Here is a 20621-nt window from a genome sequence, read left to right on the forward strand (position 1 = left end):
GGCCGGGCCGACTCCTCTGCACTCTACTGTTTCCAGCAAACTGATAAAGTAGGCTTGCAGACCAACACTAGGGACGAATCGTGCGCAATTCCGCTGCCCGGCTGGACCACATCGGCGACCTGCTGGCCTTCGTGCGCGTGGCCGATATGCAGAGCTTCACCGCCGCGGCCGAAAAACTGGCGCTGTCGCGCTCGGCCATCGGCAAATGCATCGCCCGCCTGGAGCAAGGCCTGGGCTCGCGGCTGCTCCATCGCAGCACCCGCAGCGTCAGCCTGAGCGACGAAGGCCGCGTGTTCTACGAGCACGCGCAGCGCATCCTGGCCGAAGTGGACAACGCGGCCGACGCGATGGACCGCCGCAAGCGGGCGCCGCGCGGACGCCTGCGCCTGGACCTGCCGGTGTCGCTGGGCCGGCTGCACGTCATGCCGCTGCTGCGCGACTACCTGCGGCTATGGCCCGAAGTCGAGGCCGACGTCAGTTTTTCCGACGACTACACCGACCTGGTGCGCGACGGCGTGGACCTCGCGATCCGCATCGGCGGCGATACCGACAGCCGGCTGGTGCGCCGCGTGCTGGCGCCGCACCGCCTGATCACCTGCGCCGCCCCCGGCTACCTGGACCGGCACGGCGCGCCCGCCACGCCGGACGACCTGGCCCGCCATCAGACCCTGGCGTTCACGCACGCCGGGGCGCCGGTGCCCTGGCGCTATGCGGTCCAGGGGCAGGAACGCCAGGTGCAGCCCGCGGGACGCCTGCGCCTGGGCAACACCGAAGCCTTGCGCGACGCCGTCCTGGCCGGCGCCGGCATCGCCCAACTGGGCGCGTTTCTGGTCGGCGAGGACCTGCGCGCCGGACGGCTGGTGGCCGTGCTCGAAGCCCATGCGCCGCCAGGCGCCCCGGTATGCGCGGTGTATCCGCACCGCCGCCACCTGGCGCCCAAGGTCCGCGCGCTGATCGACGCCATGGCGCGCCGCTGGAGCGCCGCTCCGCCCTGGGGCGCCTGAACCCGGCCCGCGCATCCTTTATCATCATCGGCATGGCGCCACGCCATGTCATGCCGCTTTCCCCGGAGTTTTTCTTGAGCGATATCTATCAATTCAGCCGCGGCAGCGCCCCGCTGCTGATCTCCATTCCCCACCTGGGCAGCCAGATTCCCGACGCGCAGCGCGCGCAGATGACGCCGACGGGCCTGCAGTCCGGCGACACCGACTGGCATCTGGACACGCTGTACCGTTTCGCCGAATCGCTGAGCGCCTCGGTCCTGGGCGCGCGCTACTCGCGCTACGTGGTGGACCTGAACCGCCCGCCCAACGACGAAAGCCTGTATCCCGGCCAGACCAAGACCGGCCTGTGCCCGACCCAGACCTTCCGCGGCGACGCCCTCTACCTGGACGACGGCGTCCTGACCGACGCCGAACGCGCGCGCCGCCTGCAAGCCTATTGGCAGCCCTATCACGCCAAGCTGCGCGAAGAGCTCGACCGCATCAAGGCCGAGCACGGCACGGTGCTGCTGTGGGAAGCCCATTCGATCGCCAGCGTGCTGCCGCGCCTGTTCGAAGGCAAGCTGCCCGACCTGAACATCGGCACCGCCGACGGCGCCGCCTGTGCGCCGGACGTGCTGGCCGCGGTCGAAGCGCGCCTGCGCGCCGACAGCGCGCCGTACACCTGGGCCGTCAACGGACGCTTCAAGGGCGGCTACATCACCCGCCACTACGGCAGGCCGGCGGACAACGTCCACGCCATCCAGCTCGAGATGTGCCAGTCCACCTACATGGACGAAACCTATCCCTACGCCTATCGCCCCGAACTGGCCGACAAAGTGATTCCGCTGGTCGAGTCCATGGTGCAGGCCGCGCTGCGCCAGACCGTGGCGCGCAAGGGCTAGGCGGCTCGATCCCGCGCCGGCGCCACCCGTATCTTGAAGTCCAGCATCAGCACCTTGTGGCCCTGCGCGTTGCTGCAATAGCCCTGGTAGCGGCCGGCGACGAACGGCGTGCCGGCCGCCGCTTCGCTGTCCAGCCGCTCCAGCGCCAGCTCGAACGACTCGCCCGGATAGGCCGGGCGCAGGAACTTGCTTTCCACCTTGAGCAGCTGCACCGGGTTGGCGGCGAACTGCGCGGTGAACGCGGCCATGGCCGCGCCCAGCACGTGGATGCCGGCCAGCGGCACCTCGGCAAAGCCGGCCCGCAGCGCCAGTTCGCGCGAGCTGTGCACCGGGTGGCCGCCGCCCACCGACTGCAGATAGGCGGCGTGGCGCGCATCGGGCAGCGTGAAGCCGCCATGAAACTGCAAGGGCAACGATAGACCGGTCATGGACGGCTCCTAAATGACGCCGCGCGAGCGCAGCGCGGCCTGCTGCGCCGCCGACAGGCCCAGTTCGCGGCCATAGACCTCTTCGTTGTGCTGGCCGACGCCGGGTCCGGCCCGCCAGATGCGGCCGGGCGTCGCGGAAAACCGCGGCACCACGTTCTGCATGCTCACCTCTCCCAGTTCCTCGTCCTCGATCCGCACCAGCACTTCGCGCGCGATGAAATGCGGATCGGCGGCGATGTCGGCCATGTCGTAGATGGGGCTGAAGCTGACCTCGTGGCGCATCAGGATGTCGGACGCCCCGGCCAGCGTATGCGCGCCGAACCAGTCCTCCATGATGCCCTCGATCCCGGCGCGGTTCCGGATGCGCGCGGTGTTGCTGCTGTACAGCGGATCTTCCAGCAGGTCGGCGCGGCCGATGGCGATGGCCAGCCGCCGGAACACCGTGGGCGCGCTGACCGCCAGCACCACCCACTTGTCGTCGCGGGTCTTGTACACGCTGCTGGGCGCCGAGTATGCATTGAGATTGCCCTGGCGGGTTCGCACCACCCCGAGCTGGTCGTACTCGATGGGCATGAAATCCAGCACGCGCAGCATGGCCTCGGTGGCCGACAGGTCGATCTCCTGCCCCTCGCCGTGCTTTTCCCGGTGCAGCAGCGCAGCCGCGACGGCGTAGGCGCCGAACACGCCCGTCAGCGCATCGGACACCGGAAAACCGGGATACAGGGGCGGTCCGTCCTTCTCGCCGCACAGGTTGACGAAGCCCGACATGGCCTCGAAAATCCGCGCGAAGCCCGGCCGCGAACGGTACGGCCCGGTCTGGCCGAAGCCCGTCACCCGCAGCACGATCAAGTCCGGCCGCAACGCGCGCAGCCGCGCCAGGTCCAGGCCCCAGCGGTCCAGCGTGCCGGGCCGGAAGTTCTCCACCAGCACGTCATATTGCGGCAGCAGCCGCTCCAGGATCTCGATGCCTTCGGGCTGGCGCAGGTCCAGGGTGACGCCGCGCTTGTTGCGGTTGGCCACCTTCGACCACAGCGCCACGCCGTTCTTATGCGGCGGCAGTTGCCGTATGTGGTCGCCTTCGCCCGGCACCTCGACCTTCAGCACCTCCGCGCCCAGGTCCGCCATCAGCGTGCACGAGAACGGCCCCGCCACCACGGTGGAAATATCCAGCACACGCACACCGCTCAGCGGTCCCGCCCCGCGGGCCGCGCTGGTCTGCGCATCCATAACCTGCTCGACGCTCATGATTTTCCCTCAATCCAGCGACACATTGGCCTTGCGCGCGACCTCGCCCCAGGACCCGATCTCCGCCTTGATGAAGCGCGAGAAATCGGCGGGCGTCCCGCCCACCGGAATCGACCCTTCCGACTGCAGGCGCTGATTGATCTGGGGGTCCTGCAGCGCCTGGTTCACGGCGGCGTTGATCCTGTCGATCACCGGCGCCGGCGTGCCGCGCGGCGCGAACAGGCCGTTCCAGCCCGCGGCCACGAAGCCGTCGACCCCGGCCTCGGCCATGGTCGGCACCCGCGGCAGCGTCTGCGAGCGCTGCGCGCTGGTCACCGCCAGCGGCACCAGCTTGCCCGCCGCGATGTACGGGGCCGTGGTCAGGATCACGTCGAACGCCAGATCCACCTGGCCGCCCAGCAGGTCCGCCATGGCCGGCCCCGCTCCCTTGTAGGGCACGCCCAGCAACGACGAACCGGTGTCGGCCTGGAACTTGCGCAACAGCATGTCGGCCGCCGTGCCGACGCCGGCCGAAGCCACCGAAATCTGCCCCGGCCGCGCCTGCGCCTGCTTGCGCAGCTCGGCCACCGACGAGATCTTCGTCGACGGGTGCGCCACCAGCACATAAGGCTGGTCCACCACGTGCACCACCGGCTCGAAATCGGCCACCGCGTCATACGACAGCTTCTTGTAGATATTCGGCCCGATGCCGTGCGTGGCCACCGTGCCCCACAGCAGCGTATAGCCGTCGTTGCGCGCGCGGGCCACCTGCTGGGTTCCGATGGTGCCGCCGGCGCCCGATTTGTTCTCGACCACCACCGGCCGGCCGATGGCCGCCTCGATGCGCGGCGCGAACAGGCGGGCCATCACGTCGGTGGCCCCACCGGGCGGGAACGGCACGATGATGGTGATGGGCTGCGCCGGCCAGTCGGCCGCGGCCTGCGCGCCGCCGCAAAGCGCGCCCAGCATCAGTAGCGCGGCCAGGCGCGTGAACAGGTTCCTGGATTGCATGGTCTCCTCCGGTGTTTTTGCCGTTTTTGCTTTGACTGCCAGCCATAGAATACGGACCGCGCCATTAACTGATAACTGAAATAAAATCACCTGGTGATAACTTTTGGATAAGCCATGCCCTTAGCTCCGGCCCCGGCAGGCAGCGGCAAACTCCTTAACCGCCTGCGCCTCAAGCAGTTCGAACTGATCAAGGGCGTCTCCGAAGGACTGTCGTTTCGCCAGCTGGCCGACAGCATGGCGCTGTCCCAGCCCGCCATCAGCAAAATGGCCCGCGAAATGGAAGACACGCTGGGCGCGGCCGTTTTCGAGCGCCGCCGCGACGGGGTTTCCCTGACCGAATTCGGCCGCTCGCTGGTGCACGACGCCCGCCTCATCGTCAACAAGCTGGCGCGCCTCGAATCCGAACTGGCCGAGCTGCAGCGCAGCCCCATCCGCACGCTGCGCGCCGGCGCCCCCTCGTATACCGGCATGTCCCTGCTGTCGCGTCCGGTCGCGCGGATCGCGGCCCGCCACCAGCAGGCCCACGTGGAAATCATCGACGGCATCGCCAGCCGCCTGTTCGACATGCTGATGGCCGGCGAACTGGACTTCGTCATCGGCAGCCTGCCCAGCCGCAACCTGAGCGACGAGGAAGCCGCCCTGCTCCACGTCGAAGTGCTGTATCCGGACGAGGTGCGCTTCGTCGCGCACCGCGACATGGGCCTGACCGGCCGGCCCGTGCCTATCGCGGAGCTATTGCCGCATTCCTGGGTGATGCCGTCCAGGGACTCCCTGGTGCGCAGCGCGCTGCGCGCGGCCCTGCTGAAGAAGAAGCTGCCCGTCCCGCCCGCCACCGTCGAATCCAGCCCGCCCTTCATCGGCGCCGTGGTCGCCGAACAGCCCGGCTTCATCGGCCTGTTGCGATCGGACTCGGCGGCCTATCTGGCGCAGCGCCTGAACCTGGCGCTGCTGGACGTGCGGCCGCGGATTCCCTTGCCGCCGGTGGCCATTTTCCGGCTGCGCGACGCCGATCCGTCGGCGCTGGCGGTGGAGTTGTTCGGGCTGGTCCGGGAGAGCGTGGAGAGCTTGTTCGGGGAGTGAAGCGATCCCGTCCACGCCTGCCGCCGGGGTGCAAGGCCGCATCCGCTAGGCGGCCCCGCCAGCCTGCCACGCCCCCCTGCTTTTCCCCTCCTCCAGCAAAAACTCCACCAGCGCAGGCAGTGAAGCGTCCATCGGCCGGTTCGGCTGAATCCGCATCACGTACCCCCACGATCCGGCCATGCTCAGCCGCGGCACCAGCGGCACCAGGCGGCCGCTGGCCAGTTCCTCGTCGATCAGCGGCGCGCGTCCCAGCGCGATGCCGACGCCGGCGGCAGCCGCCGCGGCGATCGTGCTCATGCCGCTCAGCACCATGGGCTCCTGCCAGTCGGATTCGCCCAGGCCCAGACGCGGGCGCCAGATGCGCCAGTCGGTTTCGGGACTGTCGACGTGCTTTTCCTCCAGCCAGCGGTGGCGCGTGAACACCCTGGGGTCGTCGCGCTCGGCCGCGGGCACCAGGGCCGGGCTGCACACCGGCACCACGGTTTCGGTCATGAGCGGGATGTCGCCGGGCTCGGGGTTGTGCGGTCCGAGCGCGCGCACGTGCAGGAAGGCCAGGTCGATGTCCTGGCTTTTCCAGGCGGGGTCCTGGCTGGCGTGCAGATAGACCTGGATGTCGATGTCGGGGTGCAGTTCGATGAAACGGCCGATGCGCGGGGCCAGCCACAGCGAGGCCAGCGAAGGGTTGGCGGACACGTTCAGGGTATAGCGCCGCCTGCCGCGCGCGGCCATGCGGACGTTGCGGCACGCGGTCTCCAGCAGGGTCAAGGCCTGTTGCACCGATGCCAGCAGGTCGGCGCCTTCGGCCGTGGTTTCGGCGCGGCGCACCGTGCCGCCGCGGCGCAGCAGCGTGACGCCGAGGTCGGCTTCCAGCGCGCGCAGCTGGTGGCTGACGGCGCTCTTGGTGACGCTGAGTTCGGCGGCGGCGCGGCTGAGGCTGCCCAGGCGCGCCACGGCCTCGAAGGCCCGCAGGGCGGCCAATGGCGGAGTGCGGTTGGGAAGATCGGGCATGGGTTGAGTTTATCTCGACCCTTGATTGAAAAACTATCGCTTTCGCCCGGGCCGGCGATCGGGGACCATGCAGGCTCAGGGAAGGAGAGTGCTATGTATTTCGATTCACGATTGTGGCGGCTGACCGAAGGACTGCGCGCCGGCATGGCGGGCGGCATTCTGCTGGGGCTGCTGGCCCTGGCCGCGGGCATCGCGCGCTATGTGTTCCTGGGCCAGCTGCTGGCCCGGGTGTTCGAGGCCGCGCCGTGGCGGCAATGGGCCGAGCCGGCGCTGTACGCGGCCGCCATGGTGCTGCTGCGCGCCGGCCTGGACCACTGGCGCACGGTGCAGGCCAACCGCTGCTCGGCCGAGGTGCAGCAGGCGCTGCGCGGCCGGCTGTACGACCGCATCGTGGCGCTGGGTCCGGCCTGGTTCGCCAACCAGCGCACCGGCGGCGTGATGCTGACCGTGGTCGACGGCGTGGAACAGCTGCAGACTTTCTTCGGCCAATACCTGCCGCAGGTGGCCATTGCGGCCGCGGCGCCCTTCGCCATTTTCGCGGTGATCGCCTTCTGGGACGTGCCGACCGCGCTGGTGTTCCTGGTGGCGGCGCTGTTCGCGCTGTTCGGGCCGATGGCCGTGCACATGCTGGACCGCCGCGCCAGCCTGGCGCGCACCAACGCCCTGAACGAGTTCGGGGAAGACTTCCTGGACGCGGTGCAAGGCCTGCCCACCCTGAAATCGTATGGCCAGGGCAAGGCCTGGGGCCGGCGCCTGGCCGCCCGCGCCCGCAGCCTGTCGGACAATACTTTCTGGGTGCTGTCGGTGAGCCTGCTGACGCGCGGCATCAGCGACCTGGGCGTGGCGCTGGGCGCGGCGCTGGCCCTGACGCTGGGCGCCTGGCGCGTGGCCGCCGGCGACATGAGCGTGGAAGCCCTGCTGATCGTGCTGATGGCCGGCACCGAGATTTTCCGGCCGCTGCGCGACCTGCGCTCGGTGCTGCACCGGGGCATGCTGGGCCAATCGGCCGCGGTCAGCATCCACGCCCTGATGGACGCGCGGCCGCTCACGCCGGCGCCCGCCCTGCCCCAGGCCGGCGGCGCGCCGGCGCGGCTGGAACCCACCATCGAATTCGAGGACGTGGCGTTCTCGTACACGCCCGAGCGCCGCGCGCACCAGGGCCTGAGCTTCCGTATCGCGGCCGGCGAACGGGTCGGCGTGGTCGGACCCAGCGGCGCGGGCAAGTCCACCATCGTGCGCCTGCTGCTGCGCGAATGCGTGCCGCAGGCCGGCCGCGTCCGGGTCGGCGGGCGCGACGTGAACGAACTGGACACCCAGGCGCTGCTGTCGCATATCGCGCTGGTCAGCCAGGACATCACGCTGTTCCATGGCAGCATCGACGAAAACCTGCGGCTGGGGCGCTCGGACGCCACGCAGGAACAGGTGCGCGCCGCGGCCCGCGCGGCCAATATCGACGATTTCATCATGGCGCTGCCCGACGGCTACGACACCCGCATCGGCGAACGCGGCCTGCAATTGTCGGGCGGCCAGCGCCAGCGCGTGGCGATCGCGCGCGCGCTGCTGCGCGACGCGCCCATCCTGATCCTGGACGAAGCGCTGTCCTCGGTGGACACCGAGAACGAGGCGCTCATCCAGCAGGCGCTCGACCGGCTGATGGCCGGGCGCACCACGCTGATCCTGGCGCACCGCCTGGCCAGCGTCATCGGCGCGGACCGCTGCCTGGTGCTGGACCGGGGCCGCGTGGTCGAGGCCGGCGCCCATGCCGCGCTGATGGCCCAAGGCGGGCTGTATTACCGGCTGATGCGCGAGCAGGCCGAGGCGCACCGGCAGCCGGCCGCGGCGTCCCCTCTGCCCGCCGCCGAACGCGGCGCGCCCGGCGAAACCTCCGGCAAGGAGCCGGACACGACAAGCCCGGCGATGCGCACGCTGGACGCGGACGCCGCACGCGTGGGCTGGCGCGACACGCTGGGCACGCTGCTGTCGGTGGTGCAGCCCTGGCGCGGCACGCTGATCGCCACCATCCTGCTGGGCGTGGCGCGGGTGGCCGCCTTCATCGGCGTGGGCGTGCTGAGCGCGCTGATCGTCGCCGCCATCCGCGACGGCCGCGAGGTGTCGGGGCTGATCGTCGCGCTGCTGGTCGTCGCGCCGCTGGCCGCGCTGTTCCACTGGCTGGAGTCGTGGCTGGCGCATGCCATGGCCTATCAGCTGCTGGCCGACATGCGGGTCAAGCTTTACGACAAGCTGGAACGGCTGGCGCCCGCCTATCTGCTGCAGCGCCGCTCCGGCGACCTGGTCGCGCTGGCGACGCAGGACGTGGAGATGGTGGAGTACTTCTATGCCCACACCATCGCGCCGGCCATCGTGTCGGTGCTGGTGCCGCTGTCGGTGCTGGGATTCCTGGCGGTCTACAGCTGGCCGGTGGCGCTGGCGCTGCTGCCCTTCCTGGCCTATGCGCTGGTGTCGCCGGTGCGCGGACGGCGCAAGGTCGACGCGCTGGGCGACAAGGCGCGCCATGCCTTGGGAGAAATGAGCGCGCACGCCACCGACACCATCCAGGGCCTTGCCGACCTGACCGCGTTCCAGGCCACGGAACGCCGCCGCGCGCAGTTCCTGCAGGTGGCCGACCGCTACCGCATCCGCCGCCTGGAGATCCTGGACGACCTGTCGCGCCAGACCGCCTGGTTCGAGGTCGCGATGGGGCTGGGCGGCCTGGCCGTGGCCGTCGTGGGCGCGCTGCAGGTGGCCGCCGGCGCGCTGTCGGCCGGCATGCTGCCGCTGCTGGTGCTGATCGCGCTGGCCACTTTCCTGCCGGTCTCGGAAATCTCGCAGGTCAGCCGGCAGCTGGCCGACACCATCGCCGCCACCCGCCGCCTGCACGTGGTGGCCAACGAACCCGAACCGGTCACCGACGGCCCGCTGCCCGCGCCGGCGGCGGCCCACGGCCTGTCGCTGGCGTTCGAGCACGTCAGCTTCGCCTACCCGGGCAAGCGCGAGGACACCTTGCGCGACCTGAGCTTCACGGTTCCGGCCGGGTCCACGGTGGCCGTGGTGGGCGCGTCGGGCGCGGGCAAGAGCACCGTGGCCAGCCTGCTGCTGCGCTTCTGGGACCCGCGCACGGGCGCGGTCAAGCTGGACGGGGTGGACGTGCGCCGGCTGCGGCTCGACGCCCTGCGCGAACAGGTGGCGCTGGTGACCCAGGACACCTATCTGTTCAACGACACGCTGGAAGGCAATATCCGCCTGGCCCGGCCCGAGGCCAGCCCCGGGGAACTGGCGCGCGCGCTGGAACAGGCGGCCCTGGCCGACTTCGTGCGCAGCCTGCCCGACGGGATCGCCACGCGCGTGGGCGAGCGCGGCATGCAGCTGTCGGGCGGCCAGCGCCAGCGCATCTCCATCGCCCGGGCCTTCCTGAAGAACGCCCCCGTGCTGATCCTGGACGAGGCCACCTCGCACCTGGACACGCTGTCGGAAATGCAGGTGCGCGGCGCGCTGGACGTGCTGATGCGCCACCGGACCACGCTGGTCATCGCGCACCGCCTGTCGACGATCCGCGACGCCGACCTGATCCTGGTGCTGGACCGCGGCACGCTGGCCGAGGCCGGCACGCACGACCAGCTGCTCAGGCGGCAAGGGGTCTATGCGCGCCTGGCCAGCCACCAGGGCGGCTACGCGGTCAGTAGCGCAACGTCTCTGCCGACTTAGCGTTGGCGCGGACTTCGGCCTCGGTGAACCAGACCCGCTTGCTGCCGAAGCTGGCGTACAGGTCGAACTGGTCGCGGGTGTGGGGCGAGGCCGTGCCGTCCGGGGCCACGAAACCGCTCTGCCCCGGCGCCACCACGTCCACCGCCCGCACGCCGCGGGCGTCGAACACCGTCATGTTGTTCTCGGTTCCACGGTTGTGGGTGGCGGAATGGCTCAGCACCGCCTTCTCGTCGGCCTGCGGCACGCCCAGGAAGTTCTTGGGCGCGAACACCATGGGCGGCGCCGGAATCCGCCAGCCGGCCGGGTCGTCGCCATAGGTCTTGCGCAGGGCGGCGAGCGCGTCGTCCAGCGCGGCCAGCGTCACCGCCTGCGGCGGCTGGCCGTTGAAGAAGTCGTAGCGCTGCGGCACCCCGGACGCGCGCCCGGCCAGCGCGTTGTACAGCACCTTGGAGCCCACCGTCAGGTTGAGCGAACCGGTGGCGGGCGCGGCCGGCGTGGGATAGCCGGTGGCGCTGTACCACTTGAAGAAGTCGGCCGGCATCTCGTCGGCCAGCGTACGCTTGAGCATGGCGCGCAGCCACGCGTCCATCACGGCCGGCCCGGCATTGTCGTAATAGCCGGGCTGCCTGTCGCTGGTCGCCATGCCGTCCCACGACGCCAGCGCCGCGACCATCCGCGCCCGGGCGTCGTCGGCCGGCAGCCCCTGCACCGCCTGCTGCAGGAACGGCAGGAAATGGCGGCGATTGACGTCGGCGTAGCTGGTGGTGCGGATCAGGTCCCACATCTGCTGCGCGCTGACCTTGCCGCCGTTGGCCGTCATGGCCCGCAGGCGGGTCTCGATCTCGGCGTAGCGGTCGGCCTGGCCCCACACAATGGCGAACAGGTCCGTGGACGGGTAGCCGCGCATGGGCTGGTTGTTCCAGTTGGCGATAAAGCCCTGGCGCGGGTTGTAGACCTGCGGATTGGTCGAGAACGGCAGCATGCCGTCCCAGTCCATCTCGCCGGTGCCGGGCACCGGCAGGCGCGGATCGTGGCCGGCGCGGCGCTTGGGATAGAAGCCCGTGTGCGCGTAGCCGATATTGCCGCGGTCGTCCGCGTAATACCAGTTGATGGTCAGGGCGTGGCGCGCGGCCTGCGCTTTCCATTGCTCCCAGTTGCGCGCCTGGGTCTTGTGGGTCCAGGCCATCAGCGACTGCAGTTCGAAGCCTTCCCAGGCGCGCGCCTTGGCGTAGGCCACGTTGTTCTTCTCGTCGAACTTGGTGACGATGCCGTGCACCGTCCGGTACACATCCATCAGCACCGGCTGGCCGTCCTTGACCTGGATGAGCTCGCTGCGCTTTTCCATGGTCTTCCAGGCGCCGTCGTGGAAATAGCGCGTGCGGTCGCCGGGATCGAGCTTTTCGGCGTAGATGTCCACGTCGTCGCCGAAGCCCGCGGTCGAACCCCAGGTCACGTGCGCGTTGTGGCCGAACAGAATGCTGGGATAGGCGAACGGCGTATTGCCCACCACGTCGAAGCCCGCGCCGTGCAGGCCGATGCCATACGTGTAGGCCGGGTTCCACCAGCCGAACTGCGGCCCGTTCAACAGAATGGAGCGGGCGTCCTTGGCGTGTTCGCGTCCCACGATCCACATATTGCTGGTGGTCGGGAAACCGGCGATGCCCGGCTGGCCCGTCTCGGCGAACTGCGCCAGCAGCTGCGCGCGCGCGGCCGCGGGCGGCTCGTCCACCACGCCGCGCGTCTGCGGATCGCGCGCCACGCGCTCCAGCATGGGCGGCGTGCCGTCATAGCGCGGCAAGGCATAGGACAGCCTGGCCGCCGGCCGGGCGGCGTCGGGTTGGTACACGCCGTCTTCCTCGGGCACCGTGGTGGGCGCACGGCTGTCGTTCATCCAGCGCAGCTGGTTGAAGATCTGCATGGCGCGCTCGTCTCCGTGCTTATCCTTCAACGCGGTCAGCAGCGCCAAGTTGTCGATCTCGCTATTGGCGTCGGAAAAGCGGTTGGCCATGGTACCCACGAACACCATCGCCACGTCGTACGCGGTCCAGTCGCCGGGCTGGAAGCCCAGGTCGTTGAACTCCTTGGGCATCAGGCTGCCCGGCTCGGCGCGCACCTTCGCGATCCACGCGTTCATGCCGGCCGCATAGCCGTCCAGGATCTGCCGTTCCGAGGCCGGCAGCGCGGCCAGCTGGCGCTGGATGCGCTCGGGCGAGAAATTGCCGCGGATGGACTTGTCGAAAGCCACCATGGACGCCCCCAGCACCTCGGCCACCCGGCCCTGCGTGCTGCGCCGGGCCATCTCCATCTGGAACAGCCGGTCCTGCGCCACGGCATAGCCGTAGCCATAGAAAATCCCGTACACGGTATTGGCGTACACATGCGGCATGCCATAGCCGTCGCGCCGTATCGTGACCTGGCCGCCGGCGACGCCGGCCGGACGCGCCGGCGCCTCGGCATGCTGGCGGGAATGCTGCTGGACGTCCTGGGCCTGGGCCTGGGCGCCCACGGCCGCGCAGGCCGCCAGGATGGCGGCCGACAACAAGTGCTGCTTCATCAGTTTCTGTCTCCGTATTTGACTGGCCGCGCCACGGTGCGAGTCCCGCGCGCGGATCGCGGCGCCTCTGCCGGGCGCCGTCAGCGGACCATCATACGAACTGCCAATTTATAATTCCAATGCATTTATTTCATAGTATTGATGCGCTTGGATCATGGACTTCCAGAAACTCAAACACCTGCTCGCGGTCGTGGAGCACGGCACTTATTCGCGGGCGGCGGACGCGGTTAACCTGTCGCAGCCCGCGCTCAGCCGCAGCATCCAGGCGCTGGAAGCCGAGCTGGGCCTGCCGCTGCTGGACCGCGGCACGCGCCGCGTGCGCCTGACGCCCTACGGCGCCTGCGTGGCCGAACGCGCGCGCCGCATGCGCTTCGAGGAAGCCGAACTGCAGCGCGAACTCAAGACCCTGCACAGCGGCGAATCGGGCACGCTATCCATCGGCCTGAGCCCCGCGCCCGCCTCGCTGCTGCTCTCGCCCTTTCTGACCCACATGGCCGAGCGCCATCCGCAGGTGCGCGTCGGCGTGGAACTGGGCGCCACCGCCGCCTTGCTGGACATGCTGCGCGCCGAGCGCGTCGACGCCATGGTGTGCGACGCCCGCATGCTGTATGACGCGGCCGACCTCGAAACCCGCGCCCTGCCGCCGCTGCGCGCCGGGCTGGTCTGCCGCAAGGGCCATCCCATCCTGGCCCACCGGCGCCCGGGCATCGAACAGGTCCGCCGCTATCCCGTGGCCTCCAGCACGCTCAGCCCCGAAGTCTCGCTGCGCCTGGCCGAAACGCTGGGACCGGGCGGCGCGCCCGAGCAAATGGTCACCCACCGCTGCGAAAACCTGGACGCGCTGGTCGAGCTGACGCTGCATTCCGACACCCTGCTGCTGGGGGTGATCTGCGTCACCCGCCGGCAGCAGGAAGCGGGGCAGCTGGTCGAAGTGCCGATTCCGCCGGACCCGCAGCGCCAGGGCCACTATGCGCTGGCGCGGCTGAAAGGACGCACGCCCTTGACGGCGCAAGACGCCTTGTACGAATTCACGCGCCAGTGCTGGGACGGGTTTGCGTCGTTCAGGGCGTAGCTTCCAGCCCCGCCTGCGTTTCCAGCCAGTCCGCAACGGCGCGCACCGGCGGCGACGGCGGCCGGTCCGCGGGCATGGCCAGATGATAGGTGTGCCCCGAGATCACCGGCCCGAACGGCTGCACCAGGTGGCCCGCCTCCAGCTCCTCGGCGATCAGCGCCAGGCTGACCAGCGCCACCCCATGCCCGGCGACGGCGGCCTGTATGGCATGGCCTTCATCGGAGAACCGCAGCTCGCTTGCCTGCCGCGGCTCGCGCCGCCGCGCGATCCTGAACCAGCGCTCCCAGGTCGGGTTCTCGGCCTGCGGCCGCTTCCAGTCGAAACGGATCAAGGGCACGCGCGCCAGATCGTCCGCTGATTCCACGCCCAGCCGCGGATTGGCCACGGGCGCGAAGCGGTCGGTGAACAGCGGCCGGGCAACCAGGCCCGGATACGGCCCGCGGCCGTAGCGGATCGCAATGTCCACCGCCGCGGATCTCAGGTCCACCACCTCGTCGCTGGCCTGCAACTGCAGGTCGATGCCCGGATGCCGGCTGCGGAAATCGGCCATGCGCGGCACCAGCCACTTCACGGTGAAGGCATTGGTCGCCGAGATGGTCACCTGCATGCGCGTGCGCGCATGCGTCAGGCGCGCCAGCGTCGCCTCGAAGGCATCGAACCCGTCGCGCAGCACCGGATAAAGCTGCACGCCCGCCTCGGTCAAAGACACCCTGCGCACGTGGCGCTCGAACAGCGCCAGCCCGGTCTGCGCCTCCAGCGCGCGGATCTGGTGGCTGACCGCGGTTGGCGTCACCGCCAACTCCTGGGCGGCGGCCTTGAAACTGCCCAGGCGCGCGGCGGCCTCGAATACGCGCAGCCCGGACAGCGGAAGGGATCGGCGTTGCATGATCTGCCCTACAGATGAGTTTTACTCACCTTATAGCTGACAAATGAACCTTTGTCACCGATGCCTCGCATCCCTAAATTAACGGCATGAGTCGGCCACCCCCGGGCCGATTCCCCGATCGACCATGAATAAGGAATACTCATCATGCTACAACGCATCGTCACCCAGCCCGACAACTACGAACCCTTCCTGCTGTCGCAGGGCATCCGCTTCGGCGACCTGCTGTTCATCTCCGGCCAGGCCGGCGCCGGCGACGACGGCAAGATCGTCGACGGCGGTTTCCTGGCGCAGGGCGAACAGGCCTTCCGCAACCTGAGCCGCGCGCTGGAAGCCGGCGGCTCCAGCCTGAAGGACGTCATCAAGGTCACCATCTTCGTCACCGACATGGGGCACTTCAAGGACGTGGTGGCGCTGCGCCGCCGTCATTTCTCGGCCCCCTACCCGGCCGACACCATCGCCGAGATCAAGGCGCTGTACGACCCGGCCGCCATGATCGAGATCGAGGCCATCGCGGCCGTGCGTGCGCAGGAGGGCCGCTGACATGGGCGCGCACGCCGCCCTGTACATGCCGCTGCGGCTGGGCAACGGCCTGCGCCTGGCCAACCGCCTCGCCGTCGCGCCCATGACCCGCGTCAGCGCCACGGCCGACGGCCGCGCCACGCCGCAGATGGTCGACTACTACGAAGCCTACGCCGCCGGCGGCTTCGGTCTGGTGATCACCGAAGGCGTCTATACGGACCAGGCCCACGCGCAGGGCTACCTGTTCCAGCCCGGCCTGGCCGACGACGCCCAGCGCGATGCCTGGCGCCCCGTCGTGGACCGCGTCCATGCGCACGGCGCCCGCATCGTCGCCCAACTCATGCACGCGGGCGCGCTGTCGCAGGGCAATCCCCATCGCGCCACCACCAAAGGTCCCTCGGCCGTGTTGCCGCGCGGGCAGCAGATGACGTTCTACCGCGGAGCAGGCCCGTACCGGCTGCCCGAAGCCATGACGGACCAAGACATCGCGGTCGCGGTCGAAGGCTTCGCACAGGCGGCGCGCAGGGCGCAGCAGGCCGGATTCGACGGCGTCGAGATCCATGGCGCCAACGGCTATCTGCTGGACCAGTTCCTCACCGACTACACCAACCGGCGCGCGGACCGCTACGGCGGCAGCCTGGACAACCGGCTGCGCCTGACGGTGGAAGTCATCCAGGCGGTGCGCCAGGCCACGGAGCCGGGCTTCACCGTAGGCGTGCGCAGCTCGCAGGGCAAGGTCAACGACTTCACCCACAAATGGCCCGGCGCCGAGGCCGACGCCGCGCAGATCTTCCGCACACTGGGCGCGCAGCCCATCGACTACCTGCACACCACCGAATTCGAGGCCTGGCGCCCCGCCTTCGGCGCGCAGGGCGCAAGTCTCGCGGCGCTGGCGCGGCGGCATGTTCCAGTCCCCGTGCTGGCCAACGGCTCGCTGCACGACCCGATGGCGGCGGCCGGCATGATGGCGCGCGACGAGGCGGACTTCGTTTCGCTGGGGCGCGGCGCGCTCACGCACGCCGACTGGCCCGCGAGGCTGCGCGCCGGCCAGCCGCTGGAGCGCTTCGATCGGGAGCTGTTGGCGCCGATCGCTGATCTTGCCAATGCGGCGCGGCATCGCGAGGGGCGCGGTGGATGAGGTCCTGCGGTTCGCCGCCCGACCTCAGACGGGCGGCCAGGCCAGCATCGCGGTGTCGATGATTCTGTTGAGCTTCTCCTTCGAGGCGCCATCACTGGCAACGCAGCCGAAACTTTCAACGAGAATTCGTGTTGTCTTTCGTCCAAGCCGGGACGACAACTTCGTGGCTGTTCGTCGGACTGTATCGCGTGAAAGACTGCCAGGCAGTAGCAACGCCGCCTGCGCACTTCATTTATGAAATGGAGCGAATCAACGCGTGTGAAGACCTGGTCGGCAGGCTATATGCTTCCAGCCCCTACACAAAACGCAATTCCTATGTGTATGGGGAAACGCTGGAGGCCGAACTGGTGGTAAGCCAGCTCCTGCCCCGCCGGCTCAGCATTGCGGATTTCCCCGGCTACAAGCGGGTGGACGTGCCCAAGGCTCAGCTCGACATCATCGTAAGAGACAACATACCGACCTGGCGTACTGCCCTGTCCAATGTGAAAGGCATCTACCTGATTTCCGACAGGAAAACGCATCAGCTCTATGTAGGCAAGGCGGACGGTACCGAGGGCATCTGGGGACGCTGGTGCGCCTACGCGCAGAATGGACACGGGGGCAATGTGGCCTTGAAGGAAGAATTCGGGCTTTCTTCTGCGGATCGTCAGGCGGATTTGCGGTTCTCGCTGCTTGAGATAACGGATATCCATTCAACGAAAGACGAGATTCTGGCTCGTGAAGAGCACTGGAAGTCTGTGTTGATGACTCGGGAAACTGGCTTTAACAGGAATTGATCGGAGTAGTGATGTCGGTGTGTTCTGGAAAGCTCACTCAGGCCGTTTGTGCGGGAGTTCGAATTTTGGCTTGATTTCTTGACATTGAGGACGGCTTTCGGCCAGTAGCGGTCATAATGCAACCTCAATCTCCAACAGCTGGCGGCTGCTTAGTGGCGTGACTGACTCCCGCGAGCGATGCTAATCCGCCGGGACTCATCTGCACATGGAAGATGGCATGGATCGAATTGCTGAGCGCTATTTGAGGTTTGCAAAGGTTGAGGCGGCGGGCCGCTCGCCGTTGTATGAGCAATGGGCATTGCATGTCGCGACATCCGTGGACACACTGGCTTTTTTACAGGGGCTACCTGTAGAAAAACAGCAACCCAATCTGCTGTTTGCAGCGTTCCGGCATACCGTAGGCACGCCCAAATCGACTGTGGAATTCGATGCAGGCCTGGCACAACATGCCGCTGCCGTCCGGGCTCTTATGCTGGCTCGTTCCACGCAGACTAACGAACCAGGGCGCTGTGCGGTATTACTGCCTGCTCTAGCCTCGATCGGGCGCAAGATAGCGCTCATCGAAGTTGGCGCATCTGCAGGGCTGTGCCTGCTGATGGACAAATACGGTTACGACTGGGGTTCCCAACGCCTGGCTCCCGTTCGAGACGATTGGGGCTATCCGGTATTCCCCTGTGAGATCACCGGCAAAGGCCCGCTCCCCGGCACCTATCCCGAATTTGTGTGGCGGGCTGGACTAGACCTGAACCCAATCGACGTTCACTGCGACGAGGATAGGAAGTGGCTAGAGGACTTGGTGTGGCCGGAGGATGGCCCCCGACTCGCACGCCTTCAGTCGGCGCTGCGGATCTGCAAACGCGAGCCGCCTCAAATCGTGCGGGGCGATTTGCTGCGCGATCTTGCTACCTTGATCGATCAGACCCCGCCGGACGCAACCGTGGTTGTGTATCACTCCGCTGTCCTGAACTACGTGATGGATCAGGCAGTGCGCAATGAATTTGCACACAACATGTTGGCGTCGCGTTGTGTCTGGATCAGTAACGAGAGCCCATTGGTATTTCCACAATTCCTGCCCGCAGCCGCGCCGCAACCGTCCGGCATGTTTCTGTTATGCGTTGATGGCAATCCGCTGGCCTGGACGGATCCGCATGGTGCCGCGCTGCAATGGCTGTGATTCAGCGCGCCTTGCTGACCGCAGTCGGAATCTTCGCCATGAATAGACGCAGGAGACTGCTTCGGGTCGGGAGCAGCCTGTCGTCATAGACGGCACCCGGCTAGCGGCGGGTCACTAGGCGCGCGAGCGTCAAACTGCATGTCGCGCTGAGGCGCCGTGTAGAGCCGGTCTTTCATATCGTCCGCCGCTTCTGAATCGGTATGCGCCGGTGTGCAACGGACGCACGGTCCTCGTATGTCAGCGTTGGCCAAAAGGTATGTCAGCGAATTTTGACAACCAAGGGAGCAGGAGCCATATACATGCTATCCAAGACTCGAGCCGGGCAGGTCGCGCACATTCTGTGTGAGGAACCGTACCGTATCTACCGGGATGCTGGCGCCGTCGTGGCCAATCCGCAGGCCCAGCCGTTCGTCGGCTTCCTGACGGCCCCGGAAGGCAGGGCCATTTTCATGAAGTGGGGCTGGAAGACGGACTAAGCCCGCCCTTTGGCGAGAAAGCGGTCCAGCACGTTGCGCGTGACGCCCTGGGTGTAATAGCAGTTGCGCGTCAGGCCCATGACCCATTCGCAGCTGCCCGCGGTGAACACCTCGCCCTGGCCGCGCGTCATCGAGACGATCATGCCTGAGCCGTATTGATGGCGGGCGATCGCCTCTGGCGTGGACTCGCCGCTCAAGGCCTCGGCCTTGCGCGCGAGGCCGCCGTCCTTCAGGTAGTACCGGAAGCCCTCGCCGTCGTGCATTTCTTCGCCATAGAGCGCCGGCGACATGGCCAGTATTTCGGCGCTTTTCGGCGCGCCATCCTCGTGGGTCGGATATGGCAGGCCATGCCGGAAGGTGTATTCCAGGCCATCGACCTCATAGGCGAAGATGCCGGCCTGCGCGCCCATGACATCGCCATAGTGCATGTCCAGCCCCTCGAACGCCCAATGACGGGGCCGGTACACCGTGAACCCCCGACTGGCTCGCGGCGCGAAACCGCCCCAGGACGAGTACACGCCACGCATGCCGTTGACGCCGAAAGTGGTGGCGCCAGGCCAGTTCACGGCCTGCTCTTCCCAGGCGCCCGTCAGGGTCGCGTGCTCCGGGCCGCCGGCTACCGGGTCTTCGGTCTTGGCTCGGGCCTTGTAGCAGACTTGCGTCCGCCCTTCGTCCTCCAGGCGGATCTGCCACATGAAGTTGCCGGCGAATCGCGCCACGCTGCCGCCCTGCTCCACGAAGCGGTCGATGGACTCGCGCATGCCGCGGGTCCAGTACTCGTCGTGGCCCGCAATGACCACCGTGCTGTAGTCCTGCAGGATCTCGGGGCGGTAGTGCAGATCGGTCTGCGTTGCCATGTCGAAGGCATAGCCTTCGCGCTGCGCCCACACCGCGAAATGCCGTTCGAAGTGCGCCCAGCCCGAGGATGCGTAATACTGCGCGAAGCCGTTGGTGTAGGCCCACTCCTTGGTGGGATAGCGCGGCGCCTCCCAGGGCTCGCGGGGCACCGGATCGCACAGGCGCGGCGCACCCGGCGGAAGCCATACCAGCCCGCGCGTCCAGGGGCGCTGGTTGCTGAGCACGGGCGAGAACTGATTCCGCTGCGGCCCGTCGATGCCGTCATAGGCGTTGGCGCCGCCCCAATCGTTATAGGCCATCCAGGTGGACGTCGACAGAAGGAACAGGAACTTGCCCGGACGCGCGCCTTGCCCCGATTTTGGACGCACGACAAAGAAATGGTGCTGCAGAAAGCGCGAACCATCCGACCGCTCGCAATGCGCGGCCACCCTGTAGAAGCCGCTGGCGGCGTCTGGCGGCAGGCGCCAGCGATGCGCCTCGGGCCAGCCGCAGCCGTTGCGGTAAGCCTGGTCGGGCATGGCCGCGAACTCGCCGGCGATGCCCTGCTGGCTGTGCACGCATTGCGGCGCCGCGCCGTCCAGCCAGACCTCTAGCGTCCAGCGCTGCGCGGTGCTGGAGGCATGGAAGGCGACCTCCTGGCCGGCCTCGTAGGACATGGCGTCGGTGTAGACATAGACCTCCGGCAGCGACGGGTCCTCGCTGGGCGCCTCGTACCAGTGCGACAGGTGCAGCGCCCGGTCGGGATGCATGACGCCCGTGGGGCGCGCGCGCTGGTTCAAAGGGCCGAACTCGGGACGGGCGGGCTGCTGCGGGTCGGACATGACGGACAT

The 20621-nt window shown here is 68.3% G+C and carries 17 protein-coding genes; 10 read left to right on the forward strand and 7 right to left on the reverse strand.

What is annotated here, in order from left to right; all coding sequences use genetic code 11:
• Positions 1-80: 80 nt before the first annotated feature.
• Together AC1IQ6_RS16355 and hutG are read left to right on the forward strand one after the other, a co-directional pair.
• Positions 81-1004, forward strand: a complete 924-nt coding sequence (locus AC1IQ6_RS16355) for a LysR family transcriptional regulator (RefSeq protein WP_258231560.1) — start codon at positions 81-83, stop codon at positions 1002-1004.
• A gap of 74 nt (positions 1005-1078) precedes the next feature.
• Positions 1079-1885, forward strand: coding sequence for an N-formylglutamate deformylase (hutG, locus tag AC1IQ6_RS16360; protein WP_485864937.1), 807 nt, complete (start codon positions 1079-1081; stop codon positions 1883-1885).
• On the opposite strand, the gene AC1IQ6_RS16365 is transcribed toward hutG, so the two are convergent.
• The 3 genes from AC1IQ6_RS16365 to AC1IQ6_RS16375 are packed head-to-tail and all read right to left on the reverse strand — an operon-like array spanning position 1882 to position 4548.
• Entirely contained in the window at positions 1882-2313 is a 432-nt protein-coding gene (locus tag AC1IQ6_RS16365; protein WP_111825358.1) for a MaoC family dehydratase, read from the reverse strand. The two genes, hutG and AC1IQ6_RS16365, sit on opposite strands and share 4 nt — an antisense overlap.
• 9 nt (positions 2314-2322) lie before the next feature.
• Entirely contained in the window at positions 2323-3558 is a 1236-nt protein-coding gene (locus tag AC1IQ6_RS16370) for a CaiB/BaiF CoA transferase family protein (protein ID WP_485864938.1), read from the reverse strand.
• A 9-nt stretch (positions 3559-3567) separates the two neighbouring features.
• The gene (locus AC1IQ6_RS16375; RefSeq protein ID WP_485864939.1) at positions 3568-4548 is read right to left on the reverse strand and encodes a Bug family tripartite tricarboxylate transporter substrate binding protein; all 981 of its coding nucleotides are present in this window, start codon (positions 4546-4548) and stop codon (positions 3568-3570) included.
• Positions 4549-4662: 114 nt separating this feature from the next.
• Here AC1IQ6_RS16375 and AC1IQ6_RS16380 point away from each other — a divergent pair, with 114 nt between their 5' ends.
• The gene (locus AC1IQ6_RS16380) at positions 4663-5628 is read left to right on the forward strand and encodes a LysR family transcriptional regulator (RefSeq protein ID WP_485864940.1); all 966 of its coding nucleotides are present in this window, start codon (positions 4663-4665) and stop codon (positions 5626-5628) included.
• A gap of 45 nt (positions 5629-5673) precedes the next feature.
• Here AC1IQ6_RS16380 and AC1IQ6_RS16385 read toward each other — a convergent pair whose 3' ends face one another.
• Positions 5674-6636 (reverse strand): LysR substrate-binding domain-containing protein, encoded by a 963-nt coding sequence (locus AC1IQ6_RS16385; protein WP_102776110.1) that lies wholly within the window; start codon positions 6634-6636, stop codon positions 5674-5676.
• 93 nt (positions 6637-6729) lie between these two features.
• Here AC1IQ6_RS16385 and cydC point away from each other — a divergent pair, with 93 nt between their 5' ends.
• On the forward strand, positions 6730-10338 hold the full coding sequence (gene cydC, locus AC1IQ6_RS16390) for a thiol reductant ABC exporter subunit CydC (protein WP_485864941.1): 3609 nt from the start codon (positions 6730-6732) through the stop codon (positions 10336-10338).
• On the opposite strand, the gene AC1IQ6_RS16395 is transcribed toward cydC, so the two are convergent.
• Positions 10310-12892 carry a penicillin G acylase gene (locus AC1IQ6_RS16395; RefSeq protein ID WP_485864942.1) on the reverse strand — a complete coding sequence of 861 codons (2583 nt, stop codon included), beginning with the start codon at positions 12890-12892 and terminating at the stop codon, positions 10310-10312. The two genes, cydC and AC1IQ6_RS16395, sit on opposite strands and share 29 nt — an antisense overlap.
• Positions 12893-13046: 154 nt before the next feature.
• Here AC1IQ6_RS16395 and AC1IQ6_RS16400 point away from each other — a divergent pair, with 154 nt between their 5' ends.
• The gene (locus AC1IQ6_RS16400; protein WP_111825361.1) at positions 13047-13964 is read left to right on the forward strand and encodes a LysR family transcriptional regulator; all 918 of its coding nucleotides are present in this window, start codon (positions 13047-13049) and stop codon (positions 13962-13964) included.
• On the opposite strand, the gene AC1IQ6_RS16405 is transcribed toward AC1IQ6_RS16400, so the two are convergent.
• A complete protein-coding gene (locus AC1IQ6_RS16405) occupies positions 13954-14850 on the reverse strand; it encodes a LysR substrate-binding domain-containing protein (RefSeq protein ID WP_485864943.1) in 897 nt (298 codons plus the stop codon). The two genes, AC1IQ6_RS16400 and AC1IQ6_RS16405, sit on opposite strands and share 11 nt — an antisense overlap.
• Positions 14851-14994: 144 nt before the next feature.
• Between AC1IQ6_RS16405 and AC1IQ6_RS16410 the strand changes: the two genes are divergently transcribed.
• The 5 genes from AC1IQ6_RS16410 (at position 14995) to AC1IQ6_RS16430 (ending at position 18933) form a co-directional block, all read left to right on the forward strand.
• Positions 14995-15390 carry a RidA family protein gene (locus tag AC1IQ6_RS16410; RefSeq protein WP_485864944.1) on the forward strand — a complete coding sequence of 132 codons (396 nt, stop codon included), beginning with the start codon at positions 14995-14997 and terminating at the stop codon, positions 15388-15390.
• Between the two features lies 1 nt (position 15391).
• Entirely contained in the window at positions 15392-16507 is a 1116-nt protein-coding gene (locus tag AC1IQ6_RS16415) for an NADH:flavin oxidoreductase (protein WP_485864945.1), read from the forward strand.
• A 128-nt stretch (positions 16508-16635) separates the two neighbouring features.
• Positions 16636-17283: a GIY-YIG nuclease family protein gene (locus AC1IQ6_RS16420; RefSeq protein WP_485864946.1), complete on the forward strand. Its 648-nt coding sequence runs from the start codon at positions 16636-16638 to the stop codon at positions 17281-17283.
• 217 nt (positions 17284-17500) lie between these two features.
• Positions 17501-18457 (forward strand): DUF2332 domain-containing protein, encoded by a 957-nt coding sequence (locus AC1IQ6_RS16425; RefSeq protein WP_485864947.1) that lies wholly within the window; start codon positions 17501-17503, stop codon positions 18455-18457.
• Positions 18458-18756: 299 nt separating this feature from the next.
• Complete coding sequence (locus AC1IQ6_RS16430; RefSeq protein WP_485864948.1) at positions 18757-18933, forward strand: hypothetical protein; 177 nt, start codon at positions 18757-18759, stop codon at positions 18931-18933.
• Here the strand turns inward: AC1IQ6_RS16430 and AC1IQ6_RS16435 are convergent.
• Positions 18930-20612 (reverse strand): N,N-dimethylformamidase beta subunit family domain-containing protein, encoded by a 1683-nt coding sequence (locus AC1IQ6_RS16435; protein ID WP_102771424.1) that lies wholly within the window; start codon positions 20610-20612, stop codon positions 18930-18932. The two genes, AC1IQ6_RS16430 and AC1IQ6_RS16435, sit on opposite strands and share 4 nt — an antisense overlap.
• Between the last annotated feature and the right edge of the window lie 9 nt (positions 20613-20621).

Source organism: Achromobacter sp. MUI-25009338 (genome assembly GCF_057359325.1).